Here is a 13,204-nt window from a genome sequence, read left to right as displayed (position 1 = left end):
AATACTTAGGCGAAACGAGTGAAACAGATCCCCTAGACTTAGGATCTAGCGCCTTTGGCGTGGGGGTTCAAGTCCCTCTACGCGCACCATATCATTAAACCCTTGTCGGACAAGGGTTTTTTGCTGTTTATAGATAGTAAGGGGCGTAAGGCTCCTTGTTTTTGTTAACGGACTTGTTAACGGAAAGCTACATATCCACAGGATCATTGCTTTTATTCATCGAGTTTATAGCCTCAGAATATTTCGCCATGAGGTTCTTTTTCTTTTCATCTCTCATGTGAGTATAGATGTCTCCGGTTATGGCTACACTAGAATGACCCAACATTTCTTGAATGTCTTTAAGATCGAAACCAAGCTCCCACAAGTTAGTTGCAAATGAATGCCGCAAGTCATGGAATCGAATGTATGGCAGTCCGCTCTTTTTTACTATCTTTTCATAATCATGTCGTAATTGAGATGGACGTATTGGCTCACCGTCTGAGTGGCAATTAATCAAACCCCATTGTTGCTGATATACTTCGTTATTTTGTGCGTTGATATATATGACTCTGATCGATCTTCTCTTTCAGCTTTTCAAGTATACCTATCTATGATAGGTGTGTACCTTTCGGACTTCTTTGTTTTTGGTGCCTGAACAATGAAGACGAATTCTTTATGATACGTGAGTGACTGCGTAACGTCGATGTATTTGCCTTCATAAGAGAAATCGCTCACCTGGACACCTAGAACCTCACCACGCCGAATTCCTGTGTTTATGGTCGTTAAATAGGCCGTGTAGAAGCGACTCACAGATGCTGCCTTAAGAAATGTCTGACACTGCCCCAGCGTCCACGTGAGAGTTCCTTTTTGGCCAAACGTGGTGGATCAAGCTTCTTCATAATGTCGATGGGAATTAGCTTCTATTTTGCTGGCTCAGGTGTCGATATAGCGGATGTGAAGTGGATGCTATTGATCACCAAAATGCAGACAATAAGATTGAGAGATATTCATTCTATTTGTCTTGAATCAATTTTGCTTATTTGTAGTGATAATTGATGGATGTGATATGCTGCACGATAAGATATAAAATATTTTCGTTTATTCCGGTATGTGAGCAACGCGAGGATAAACACATCCCGAGCATCATGCCTTCCGAAAACGAAAATGTCATAAGCACCAAAGTATTATCTTAGTGCTTAGATTAAGCCATGGCTTCTTTTTAAGCAATACATGCTACCTGCGTACGTTCTTTAGTTTGTGATTGTAACCCAAGCAAAGAATGGGGAGCGTCCTTTTGTTGAACTGTCGGGCAGGATAGTGGTGTTGTAACATAACATGGATAATGCTGTTTAAAGATAAGAGGAGAGAGATATATGCAAAGAGAGGTAATGAAAGATCTAAGATAATTTTTTGGTTTGACAGGGAATGTTACTTTAACCCATTTTGGAGTAGTTTGTCTGGCGGCAATATGAGGCCGGCACCAAAGAAGTAAAGCCCCGGGTTAGTCCGAGGCTTTATTATGATCATTTGCTTAAATGCTTCTAGTATTGTTTTGCCTTAACTTGGATGTCCATATTATGACCGTCTTTATTATTAATGAATACTTTCCATTTTTCAGAGATAAAGCCACCAAAGACTTTAATTGTTTCTGTTTTTTGTTGTCCTGAAGATATTGGAATGTCTACCGCATAGGTTTTTCCATCGCGTACTAACGTCATGTACACTGTTCCTGGGCCGTCATTCTTAACATGAACGTCTAAGCTCTTTCCGGCATGGATGTTTGCATGAAATGAGCTCTGGAAGGAATGGGACCCAACGTGACTAACATCAAAAAGTGAAATTTCTCTTGAATCTGTTGAGGTTTCTGATTGAGTTGGTGCAATTCTAGTTGAGTCAGGCGCAGCAGAAGCGAATCCAGTAAATGTTGATAACATTAGCACTGTTGAAATGATGACTAACGATTTTTTCATAGTAACCTCCTTGGAAATGTATATTAATGTTATACATTTCCAATATACCACATATAACCATTAGCTTGTGCTGTAGATGAGTCCTATCTGTGACAAAGACCCGAACTATTCGAGGCTTTACTTGTACACACTAATTAGGTACATCTTTTATAAATAAAGTCCCACCTTTGATGGGACAATTCCTTTTAGATGAAGCGATTGATTCATTATTCGAATTAGCCTTTTACCGTTTTGCTGTTTATTTAGGTAGATACGTGTTCTTGTAGGTCTCAATATTATGTTGGAGAATAGAAGGAATTAATCTTAGGGATAAGCTTAGAAGCCTGTAAGAGCCCTTTTAAACCCTTAAAGAGGGGATTTGGATACGTAAAGCGTCTCAAACCCATCTAGAGCAAATAAGGGGACGTACGACTGGAATAACGATTGCATTCCACTATGGCGACCTGACGAAATGCTCTGAGGGGCGGGGGAACGTAGAGAACCGTTGGAGCTTGTGGGCGATAATAGCTGTTAAGCGTTGTGATGAGATGTCCTAGAACAGGCACCTTGAAGTCTCCAGTGGCTCAACAGCAAGGTTTTTCAGCTATTTATTATTTTTTTTGAAATAAGGGTTGCATTACTTAATACCTTATGATATATTATTACTTGTCGCTTCTGATATATCGTTTTGAACGACAAATTGCGGACATAGCTCAGTGGTAGAGTATCGCCTTGCCAAGGCGAGGGTCGCGAGTTCGAATCTCGTTGTCCGCTCCATATAATTTGCGCCCTTAGCTCAGCTGGATAGAGCGTTTGACTACGAATCAAAAGGCCGGGAGTTCGAATCTCTCAGGGCGCGCCATTTCTTCAATACAGTATCGGGATGTAGCTCAGCTTGGTAGAGCACCTGGTTTGGGACCAGGGGGTCGCATGTTCAAATCGTGTCATCCCGACCATCTAAATACGCGGGTGTAGTTCAATGGTAGAACTCCAGCCTTCCAAGCTGGTAGCGTGGGTTCGATTCCCATCACCCGCTCCAACAACATCCTTGCTAGGGAAGCGAACCTCAGGTTCGACCATCCGTGAAGGCATCGATGAGTAATCAGGGTAGGATGAGCGTCAACATGTACCATCTTAATGCCGAAGGCATTTTGAATCAGATTATGTTGAGTATTCCCATCACCCGCTCCATATGCGGACATAGCTCAGTGGTAGAGTATCGCCTTGCCAAGGCGAGGGTCGCGAGTTCGAATCTCGTTGTCCGCTCCATATAATTTGCGCCCTTAGCTCAGCTGGATAGAGCGTTTGACTACGAATCAAAAGGCCGGGAGTTCGAATCTCTCAGGGCGCGCCATTTTCAATACAGTATCGGGATGTAGCTCAGCTTGGTAGAGCACCTGGTTTGGGACCAGGGGGTCGCATGTTCAAATCGTGTCATCCCGACCATCTAAATATGCGGGTGTAGTTCAATGGTAGAACTCCAGCCTTCCAAGCTGGTAGCGTGGGTTCGATTCCCATCACCCGCTCCATTAAGAAAACCAACGCCGTAGGGCGTTTTTTTTGTATGTATAGATGTGATGGGAAACCAAGGGTTCGACCGTCCGTAAAGACATCGTGGAAATACTCAAGTAGGACGAGCGTCAATATGAACAATAACCGAATGGAGCCGAGAGGCTCCATTTTTCAAATCAGACATGTTGAGTACCGCGCTGCAATGCTTCTTGAAATACGGTTCAGCGCGCGCGTCCGGGAGAGGGACGTGTGGTGCCGACAATAGGAGGCACGATAAGCGACCGGAGTATTCCGGTTTCATTAACCAGCATGAAATCGACGCCGAAAGGCGTTTTTTATTTTGTTGAGAATAGCTGCGTTCGCAGTTCATATTTAGACGATCATGTATGAATTATAGGCTCTACATGAAACATAATGAGTAGGATGATGAACATACATTTCAGGCTGTTTAAGGCTAAAAATACAGGTTAGCGATATCAAGATAACGATCGATTGTAAACCCGAACCAATGTAAGGGGATACAATTGAAACGTGCGATTTTTTCAATGAAAAGTAAAGATTTTCGTCTCAATTTGTAGTATGATGTTAAGAAAGTCTTTTACAGACTGTACTGAATTGTGAGATAGGGGGAGACGAATGACTGATCTAACGTTAACCGCAAACAAGACGAATTCCAACAATATGTTGCGGCGGGACGTTCGTTTTCTGGGTAATATACTCGGCGAAGTGCTCGTCCATCAAGGTGGTAATGAATTGCTTAACATTGTGGAGAAGATCCGCGAGCTTAGCAAATCGTTGCGTGCCGTATTTTTACCCGAGTTGTATGAGGAGTTTAAGCAACTCATCAATACGTTGAACCCCGAAATCCGACATCAAGTGATTCGTGCATTCGCTATCTACTTCCAGTTAGTGAACATTGCAGAACAGAATCATCGGATCCGTCGCAAACGCGATTATGAGCGCTCTGCAGGTGAAAGCATTCAACCAGGATCGATCGAAAGTGTGATCATGGAGTTGAAGGAGCGTAAAGTTTCCGAAGAAGAATTGCAAGAAATTATTGAAAGCATTTCTTTGGAACTTGTCATAACGGCGCACCCGACTGAGGCGATGCGTCGGGCCATTCTCGATATTCATAAGCGCATCGCTGATGATGTTACAATGTTGGATAATCCAACTCTGACACACCGTGAGCGTGAACAATTGCGAGATAAGCTGCTGAACGAAGTGATTACACTGTGGCAAACGGATGAACTGCGTGATCGTAAGCCAACTGTACTCGATGAAGTCCGCAACGGCTTATTCTATTTCAACGAGACACTGTTCGATGTTCTGCCAGATGTATATCATGAATTGGAACGCTGCCTGGATAAGTACTATCCATCCGGAGGATGGCATGTGCCTACTTACCTTCGATTTGGTTCTTGGATCGGTGGCGACCGTGACGGCAATCCTTCGGTTACCCATGATGTAACATGGGAAACATTGAAGATGCAGCGTACACTTGCGATTCGCAAATACGAGGAGCGATTGAAGTCCTTGTTCCGTACGCTTAGCTTCAGTACTACAATTGTATCTGTATCTGAGGAACTGCTATCCTCGATTGCAGAGGACAGCCGCAATGTGACATTGACGCATGCGGGATACTGGAACAATGAGAAGGAACCGTATCGTATCAAGTTAATCTACATGTTCGAGAAGTTGAATAATATACTGGATGAGTCGACGAAGGGGACAGCACAGCGTTACAACAATCCGCTTGAGTTCTTGGAAGATCTGAGAATTATTGACCGGAGCTTGCGCCACCACTTCGCAGATTATGTATCAGACACGTATGTGAAGAAACTGATTCGTCAAGTAGAACTGTTCGGCTTCCACATGGCGACACTTGATATTCGTCAGCATAGTAAAGAGCATGAAAATGCAATGACTGAAATTTTGGCTAACATGAACATCGTGGACGATTACAGCAGCTTGAGCGAAGAGGAGAAGATTGAGCTTCTTAATCGCTTGCTGAATGATCCTCGTCCATTGATATCGGAATATATTCAATATAGTGAATCTACAACTGAAGTACTGAATGTGTATCGTATCGTCTATGATGCACAGAAGGAATTCGGTGAGAAATGTATTACAAGCTACTTGATCAGTATGGCGGAGGCAGCGAGCGATGTGCTTGAAGTCATGCTGCTGGCGAAGGAAGTAGGCTTGTTCCGCAAAGAGAAAGGCAAAGTACACTGCACATTGCAGGCTGTGCCGCTTTTCGAGACTGTCGACGACCTTCATGCCGCACCTGCGATCATGAAGACGTTGTTTGATTTGCCGATATACCGCAGTGCTGTTGAAGCAATGAATGATCTGCAGGAGATCATGCTTGGCTACTCAGACAGCAACAAAGACGGCGGTGCATTTACAGCGAACTGGGAGCTTCGTATGGCTCTGAAGGAACTGACGGCGTCTGCGAAGAAGTACGATGTGAAATTGAAGTTCTTCCATGGTCGTGGCGGTGCACTTGGTCGTGGTGGTATGCCATTGAATCGCAGTATTATGGCTCAGCCTCCACACACGATTGGTGGCGGCATCAAGATTACGGAGCAGGGTGAAGTATTGTCTTCCCGCTATTCCGTACAAGGTATTGCTTACCGAAGCTTGGAACAAGCTACTTCGGCACTTATACAAGCGGCTACGCTGGCTCGTACGCCGCATACGGATCTGTATGAATCGAAGTGGAAGGAGCTCATGGAGAGCATCTCCCAGGCTTCGCTGAAGAAGTATCAGGATCTGATCTTCCGTGATCCAGACTTCATGACGTTCTTCAAGGAGTCTACGCCGCTTCCAGAGATCGGTGAACTGAACATCGGTTCACGTCCGTCGAAGCGGAAGAACAGTGACCGCTTCGAAGACTTGCGTGCGATCCCTTGGGTATTCGCATGGACGCAGAGCCGGTACTTGCTCCCTGCGTGGTATGCAGCAGGAACAGGATTGCAGAGCTTCTATCAAGGCAAGGAAGAGAATATGGAAACAATGCGCCATATGTATCAGAATTATTCCTTCTTCCAGTCTATGATCGACAGCTTGCAAATGGCACTTGCGAAGGCGGATCTTGTCATTGCCAAGGAATATGCAGGCATGATTAAGGACGAAGCCATTCGCGAGCGTATTTTTACGCAAATTGAGGAAGAATTCAAATTAACCTCTTCGTTAATCCTGCAAATTACCGGACAAGAGGATATTCTCGACAATGTTCCTGTCATCCAGGAATCGATTCGCTTGCGCAATCCATACGTGGATCCGCTCAGCTATATGCAGGTGGAACTGCTGGCAGAACTGCGCGAGCTTCGTGAGAACGAAGAGGATGATGCGGTATTGCTGCGGGAAGTATTGCTTACGATTAACGGTATTGCAGCAGGGCTTCGAAATACAGGTTGATAATGTCGGAATGATCGATTTCCGCAGGCTACGTCGATACGTAAACAGCACGAAGTAGCGACGATGCAGTCGAGTCTTGAGCGATCGAGGCTCGACTTTTCCTGTGTTTATACATAGGAAAGAGTGCGTCGGCAAAGAAGAGCAGCATTGCTTCTACATCGACACACTCGCACCCCTAGGGCAGCGACAGGCAGGGAACAAGGCTTCCCGAATGAGCCATTGTTCATTCACTGAATTCGGTGAATGATCGTGAGCACAGTAAGATACGTTGCTCCCAAGGTTCGCATTCCTGCTTACGATGTCCGGCATTGTCATTGAGGTGCAATGATTGAGAAGACATCGGCATAAGAGCAGTGAGGATGGAGGGAGACCGCTTGGATACGCTAGAACAACGGCTCGTGAGATTAGCTCGAAAAGGGGATACGCGAGCGTTTGCCGAGATTGTCGATTTATATAAGGATAAAATATTCCATCTTGCCTATCGCATGCTGAGCAATCGGCATGAAGCAGAGGATGTGGTACAAGATACATTTCTGCGTGTATATCGCAATTTGGATCGTTACGATGAGACTCAGAAGTTCTCGACTTGGATCTATCGTATCGGAACGAACCTGTGCATTGATCGCTTGCGCAAACGGAAGCCGAATTATTCCCTTGATGCAGAGATGAATGACCAGGAGGGCATTGACGGGTATGCGATGATCCCTAGCGATAATCGTACACCTGAGACATACTTGCTTGTAAGCGAGACTCAGAAAATGGTCCATGAGGCGATAGAGAGTCTCCCTGCAAAATATAAGACCGTGATGGTGCTTCGTTACTTAAAGGATATGTCGCTGCAGGAAATTAGCGATGTACTAGATATGCCTGTGACCACGATCAAAACGAGGGTGCACCGGGGACGAGAATTTCTCCGCAAGAAGCTGGAACGTAAAATCTGATAAAAAATAGCAGGCTAAAGAGTGAAACTATTTTGCATTCAAGTCGTATCGTATAACAAGCCGAATGAGCCCTAACGAAAATGTATAGAATGTTGGGAAAGACTTCGGTGCATGACGATACGTCCCAGATAGGGTCATCCTTCTTAGTGTAGGATGCGCCATCGTATCTGATTGGAGACTCCATGAAAGGATTGGCTCAAATGGATTGCAAACAAGCCGTCTCATTAATGCATGATTTACTAGATGACGATTTGACACCGGAATATGCACTCGAATTGAAAGAACATATGCTTGCATGCCCGGATTGCCGCGAACGATTTCGTCAGTTAGAGGAGATGGATACTCTGCTGTACAGCTTCAATCACCGAGTGCAGCCTGTATCGGATGATTTGACGGCACGGGTCATGAGCGTTATACCGAAGCCGAAGCAGCAAAGTGCGTTCATGCTATGGGTCAAACGTCACCCAGCCATTACCGTCGCAGCCGTCTTTGTGTTGGTTATGATGACAAGTGCGCTAAGTATGTGGAATGCGGATAAGCAGCTTATGGTTAAGGGCGCTGATCTGAATGGAGTTGTCGTAGAGAATAATAAGGTCATCGTGCCTTCGGATAAAGTAATATCAGGTAACTTAACGATTCATAACGGAGTCGCAGAAGTGTACGGCAAAGTGAAGGGCGATGTAACCGTCATTGACGGGAAGCTGTATCAAGCATCTACGGCAAATATTTCGGGATCGGTTCACCAAATCGACGAAGCACTAAGCTGGATGTGGTACCAGCTTACGAACTTGTTCGGCACGGGGCCGTCGTTGCCATAACGAATGACAGTATCCGTATCTGTTGTACCGAGGCTCTCCTGCAGCTATTGCAGGAGGGCTTTTTTGTAAGGATGGATAAGAATGGGATATAAATTTTGCTTCATCAAGACGAAAAGGTTATAGTTATACATAGAGAGGTGCTTCATCTTCTCATCAGGATCTTATCAGGGGAAACGAACGCCGGGGGTACCTGCATGAATTATTTTGCGGACATGTCGTGGAAAGACACGATCAAGAATATCATCGATATTTTAATCGTTAGTTATGTAATTTATAAGCTACTTGTGCTCATCCGCGGAACGCGTGCTGTCCAGTTGCTGAAGGGGATCTTTATCCTCGTTGTGACTTGGGCGATCAGTACGTGGTTTGATTTGTATACGCTGAAATGGCTTATGAATCAAATGTTTACGTTCGGGGTTCTTGCGATCGTAATTATTTTCCAACCAGAGCTGCGACGAGCATTGGAGCAGTTGGGTCGAGGGAAAATGTTCGGTGGACGCGCGGTAGCAGAGGAAGATGAGACGGCTCGTGTTATTAGCGAGCTTATTAAAGCAGTTAATTATATGTCACGACGTAAGATCGGTGCACTCATCGTCTTCGAACGTGTGACAGGGTTGAATGAATACACGGAGTCAGGCATTGCCATGAACTCCCGTATTAGCTCAGAGTTGCTCATTAACCTATTTATCCCGAATACACCACTGCACGACGGAGCAGTTATTATACAAGGCAGCCAAATAGCGGCAGCAGCTTGTTATTTGCCGTTGTCCGAGAATCCATTTATCAGTAAGGAATTGGGGACAAGACATCGGGCAGCTATTGGAATCAGTGAAGTATGTGATGCGATTTCTGTTGTCGTTTCCGAGGAGACAGGACAAGTGTCCCTTGCTATCAATGGACAAGTTGTGCGTGATATTAAGGAAGAATCACTCATATCCAAGCTGTTCGATGAGTTAAAGCCGAAGGCGAAGAAAGAACTAAAAATGTTCTGGAAACGAAAAGGTGAGCATCATGGATAAGTGGTTAATGAATAACAATGCAGCGAAGATTATTGCGTTAGTATTAGGTGTGCTTCTATTCGCTGTCGTACATAAAGACGATACAACACCGACTTCTCCGCAGCCGCTCATGGAATCTCGCTGGATTGATGACGTGCAAGTACGGATTGTCGGATTGGATACGAAGCAGCAGGTGATTAAGTCCATACGGCCGGATAAGGTTCGTATACAGGTTCGAGGCAAGCGGACAGCAATTGCTTCTGCATTGCCAGAAGATTATAAAGTAACACTTGATTTAACAGGCTATGGGAAGGGGAAACATGTGGTACAGCTCCGTCATGAGTTGCCGACTGGAATTGACTTGATGTCGATGGAGCCGAGCAGTGCAACGATTGAGCTGGAGGATGTGCAGACGAAGGAGTACGAAGTACAGGTACAAACAGAAGGAACCCCTGCCAAAGGATATAAGGCAGGCACTCCAATTGTGCGTCCTTCGAACCGGGTCCATGTAACGCTTCCCGCATCTCGTATGGCTGAAGTAAAATCGATAGTAGGTGCAGTAAGTGTCGATAAGGCGAATGAGTCTGTTATCACGAAGCGGGTGAAGTTGACGGCGTATAATGCGAGAGGCGATGAAGTGGAGGGAGCAGTCCTGACACCATCTTTTGTCGAGGTGGAAGTACCGATCACGAAGCCATTCAAGACCGTACCGCTCCAAGTGAATTTGATTGGACAATTAGCGGAAGGACTTGCTGTGTCAGCCTTGTCTCCAGATGTCAATCAGGTGACCCTGTACGGCCCTCAGGAAGCGTTGGATAAGATCGAATACTTGGATAATGTACAAGTCGATTTGCGCCAATTTGAAGCTGCTGGGACGTATAAGATAAAGGTACAATTGACGCCGCCTGCGAACATTGAGAAAATAGAACCGAGTGAGATTACTGTCGAATTGCAAATTTCGGGTGTAAAACAGCGTACGATAACGGACGTTCCTATTACACTAACGGGCGACAATGACCGATTGGAGACGACAATTGCGGAACCGGCTTCCCGCAAGATGGACGTTATTGTTGTTGGCGCACCGAATCTGATTGATGCGCTGAAGGTAAGTGACATTCAGCTGATTGCGAATGTGAATGACTTGCCTCCTGGTGAGCATACAGTGAACTTGCAGGTAAATTTACCTCGGTTCGTTCGACGAGTGGATTCAACTCCACTAACGATCAAGGTCGTGATTAAGGATACGGAAGCGCCCGTAACGACATTGCCTGATCCGAAGCCTCCTACTTCGATCCCAGAAGAAGTAGGCAACGGCTCGACATCAGGAACCCAGAATGAGACGGGGCATCCAAGCAATCCATCGACCGACACTCATGAGAATCCGCCTTCCTCGAATGAAGCGGAAGGAACACCGTCCGATGCGGTGAACGGATCAGTGGAACATTCCAACTAGAGATGTGTGACATCTATGAATTGACGAATAGAATAATGAAAAATCAAATTTACGACGTGAGAATAGATGCTGCACAGGATGGATTTATGATCGAAGGTGCTAACTACAGCAGATCATATTGATTGATGGCAGCATGAAGGAGAAGCGAACGATGGGGAAATATTTTGGTACTGATGGTGTACGCGGTGTAGCGAATCAGGAATTGACAGCAGAACTTGCTTTTAAAATTGGACGCTGTGGAGGCTATGTACTGACGAAGCAGGCATCAGGCAAACCGAAGGTGGTTATCGGTATGGATACGCGTGTATCTGGCCGTATGCTTGAGGCTTCATTGACAGCAGGTTTGCTGTCAATTGGCGCAGATGTCATCCAGCTTGGGGTGTTGTCCACACCAGCTGTTGCATATTTGACACGTGTATTGGGTGCTGACGCAGGGGTTATGATCTCTGCCTCCCATAACCCTGTACAGGACAACGGGATTAAGTTCTTCGGCAGCGACGGCTACAAGTTGCTTGATGAGACAGAACTTGAAATTGAGCAGCTAATGGATGCTGCTGAAGATGAGCTTCCTCGTCCAATTGGCGAAGGTCTCGGTACGGTTACAGTGGATACGGATGCGAAGTGGCGCTATGTAGAGTATTTGGAGTCAACCGTTGATCAACGCTTCGATGGAATGCGTATTGTGCTCGATTGCGCACACGGTGCTGCTTATGAGTTGGCACCACGCTTGTTCCGTGAACTTGGTGCAGAAGTAATCGCTATTGGCGCTGAGCCAACAGGTCTGAACATCAACGATCATTGCGGTTCAACGCATCCGGAAATGTTGAAGGAAGAAGTGCTGCGCCACAAGGCTCATTTGGGTCTGGCTTTTGACGGCGATGCGGATCGCTTGATTGCCATTGATGAACATGGCGAGGAAGTTGACGGCGACTTCATTCTGCTCATTTGCGGCGATGCAATGAAGCGGGCTGGTCGTTTGAATAGTGATACGATTGTAACAACAGTCATGAGCAACATTGGCTTCTTTAAGGGTGCTGAGAAGCACGGGTTGAATACAGCCAAGACGGCAGTTGGCGATCGCTACGTTATGGAAGAAATGCGCCGCGGTAATTATAACTTAGGCGGTGAGCAATCCGGACATGTTATCTTCTTGGATTACAATACGACAGGGGACGGCATGCTGTCTGGTATCCAATTGGTTGCTAACTTGAAGGCAAATGGCCAATCCTTAAGTGAAGCGAAGTCGCTTATGCGCAAATACCCGCAAGTGCTGGTGAACGTGCGTGTTGGGGATAAATCGAAATACCAAGGCAATGCAGCTATCGAGAAGGCGATTGCGGAAGTTGAGCAGGAGTTGGGTGACAATGGTCGCGTGCTCGTTCGTCCATCCGGGACAGAATCCCTGATACGTGTTATGGCCGAAGGCCCTGAGGCGGATATTGTAGAGGGATATGTAAACCGCATTGTAGAGGTTGTACAGAAAGAACTAGCTTAATAGGACTTGTTCAGAGCCGTTTGCTTGACGTTGGTCAGGTAAGCGGCTTTCTTCCTATTTTCTGTAGCATTGTTGCGGAAAATGGCTAAAGTGAATATAATGTAAGAACATGTTCCGCAAATACAGAGTGGATAAGGCGAAGCCGATGCCTGGAAGCTCAGCCAAGAAGCCGGTGTATGATGCAGGAACAGCTTATGCTAGAGGATGAGCCAGTCCTCTTCGTAAGGAAGATAGGAAATAGAAAAATAGAAGATGATTCACATATAGAAAGTGAGGATTGTGAGGTTGGCAATGTAACGGGCAACCGTTCAAGAAGCGCCAGCGCTTGCTGCTGAATCGGCCATTGCAGCGAGTGGACGAGGTGGAGGTGTTCGAAATGTTCGGCGGGGACCTCCCGGTGTGTTACCGGCACCGTAAGAGCATTAGCGGAATGCAGGAGAGGCGACTTTCCTGACAACGCATGCTTACGCAGGTATGTTTGATAATGAGATGGAGATACACTTGCATAGTCAAGGCGTATCAATTTGGAGATACAATGCAGCTGATTATCGCTGCCATTAAGATTTAACTCAATTAACTACTAAGAATCGGGCTGTCTCGTGGATGGACAGAGCACACAGAGTCCAAGCTGGC

Annotated in this window: 8 protein-coding genes and 8 tRNA genes; 14 read left to right on the top strand and 2 right to left on the bottom strand. The window is 45.8% G+C overall.

What is annotated here, in order from left to right; genetic code table 11:
- Nucleotides 1–187: 187 nt before the first annotated feature.
- Nucleotides 188–496: a tyrosine-type recombinase/integrase gene (locus RQP50_RS29420; protein WP_394358444.1), complete on the bottom strand. Its 309-nt coding sequence runs from the start codon at nucleotides 494–496 to the stop codon at nucleotides 188–190.
- A 1,024-nt stretch (nucleotides 497–1,520) separates the two neighbouring features.
- A complete protein-coding gene (locus tag RQP50_RS27380) occupies nucleotides 1,521–1,949 on the bottom strand; it encodes a hypothetical protein (RefSeq protein ID WP_315747317.1) in 429 nt (142 codons plus the stop codon).
- 681 nt (nucleotides 1,950–2,630) lie between these two features.
- Between RQP50_RS27380 and RQP50_RS27375 the strand changes: the two genes are divergently transcribed.
- The 14 genes from RQP50_RS27375 to glmM all read left to right on the top strand — a co-directional run bounded on the left by RQP50_RS27375 (nucleotide 2,631) and on the right by glmM (nucleotide 12,571).
- Nucleotides 2,631–2,705 (top strand) — tRNA-Gly (locus RQP50_RS27375).
- Between the two features lie 8 nt (nucleotides 2,706–2,713).
- Nucleotides 2,714–2,790: transfer RNA gene (locus RQP50_RS27370), tRNA-Arg, on the top strand.
- 17 nt (nucleotides 2,791–2,807) lie between these two features.
- Nucleotides 2,808–2,884, top strand: a tRNA-Pro gene (locus RQP50_RS27365).
- A gap of 9 nt (nucleotides 2,885–2,893) precedes the next feature.
- Nucleotides 2,894–2,967 (top strand) — tRNA-Gly (locus tag RQP50_RS27360).
- A gap of 155 nt (nucleotides 2,968–3,122) precedes the next feature.
- A tRNA-Gly gene (locus tag RQP50_RS27355) sits at nucleotides 3,123–3,197 on the top strand.
- 8 nt (nucleotides 3,198–3,205) lie between these two features.
- Nucleotides 3,206–3,282: transfer RNA gene (locus RQP50_RS27350), tRNA-Arg, on the top strand.
- Nucleotides 3,283–3,297: 15 nt separating this feature from the next.
- Nucleotides 3,298–3,374 (top strand) — tRNA-Pro (locus RQP50_RS27345).
- A 9-nt stretch (nucleotides 3,375–3,383) separates the two neighbouring features.
- Nucleotides 3,384–3,457: transfer RNA gene (locus tag RQP50_RS27340), tRNA-Gly, on the top strand.
- 619 nt (nucleotides 3,458–4,076) lie between these two features.
- A complete protein-coding gene (gene ppc / locus RQP50_RS27335) occupies nucleotides 4,077–6,866 on the top strand; it encodes a phosphoenolpyruvate carboxylase (protein ID WP_315747316.1) in 2,790 nt (929 codons plus the stop codon).
- Nucleotides 6,867–7,240: 374 nt separating this feature from the next.
- Nucleotides 7,241–7,807: an RNA polymerase sigma factor SigW gene (gene sigW, locus RQP50_RS27330; RefSeq protein ID WP_021255710.1), complete on the top strand. Its 567-nt coding sequence runs from the start codon at nucleotides 7,241–7,243 to the stop codon at nucleotides 7,805–7,807.
- 200 nt (nucleotides 7,808–8,007) lie between these two features.
- Entirely contained in the window at nucleotides 8,008–8,625 is a 618-nt protein-coding gene (locus tag RQP50_RS27325) for a zf-HC2 domain-containing protein (protein ID WP_028532705.1), read from the top strand.
- A 194-nt stretch (nucleotides 8,626–8,819) separates the two neighbouring features.
- Nucleotides 8,820–9,644 carry a diadenylate cyclase CdaA gene (gene cdaA, locus RQP50_RS27320; protein ID WP_021255712.1) on the top strand — a complete coding sequence of 275 codons (825 nt, stop codon included), beginning with the start codon at nucleotides 8,820–8,822 and terminating at the stop codon, nucleotides 9,642–9,644.
- Nucleotides 9,637–11,076 carry a CdaR family protein gene (locus RQP50_RS27315; protein ID WP_315747315.1) on the top strand — a complete coding sequence of 480 codons (1,440 nt, stop codon included), beginning with the start codon at nucleotides 9,637–9,639 and terminating at the stop codon, nucleotides 11,074–11,076. The genes cdaA and RQP50_RS27315 overlap by 8 nt, the downstream gene beginning before the upstream one ends.
- Nucleotides 11,077–11,227: 151 nt before the next feature.
- Entirely contained in the window at nucleotides 11,228–12,571 is a 1,344-nt protein-coding gene (gene glmM, locus RQP50_RS27310) for a phosphoglucosamine mutase (protein ID WP_072727688.1), read from the top strand.
- Nucleotides 12,572–13,204 lie beyond the last annotated feature (633 nt).

It is taken from the genome of Paenibacillus suaedae (assembly GCF_032337355.1).
Lineage (GTDB): Bacteria > Bacillota > Bacilli > Paenibacillales > Paenibacillaceae > Paenibacillus_B > Paenibacillus_B suaedae.
This window is presented reverse-complemented; position numbering and strand designations above follow the sequence as displayed.

Bases quoted from the DNA above. Each gene is read 5' to 3' on its own strand.
- glmM (WP_072727688.1), top strand. From the start codon at position 11,228: ATGGGGAAATATTTTGGTACTGATGGTGTACGCGGTGTAGCGAATCAG.
- ppc (WP_315747316.1), top strand. From the start codon at position 4,077: ATGACTGATCTAACGTTAACCGCAAACAAGACGAATTCCAACAATATG.
- RQP50_RS27325 (WP_028532705.1), top strand. From the start codon at position 8,008: ATGGATTGCAAACAAGCCGTCTCATTAATGCATGATTTACTAGATGAC.
- RQP50_RS27380 (WP_315747317.1), bottom strand. From the start codon at position 1,949: ATGAAAAAATCGTTAGTCATCATTTCAACAGTGCTAATGTTATCAACA.
- cdaA (WP_021255712.1), top strand. From the start codon at position 8,820: ATGAATTATTTTGCGGACATGTCGTGGAAAGACACGATCAAGAATATC.
- RQP50_RS27315 (WP_315747315.1), top strand. From the start codon at position 9,637: ATGGATAAGTGGTTAATGAATAACAATGCAGCGAAGATTATTGCGTTA.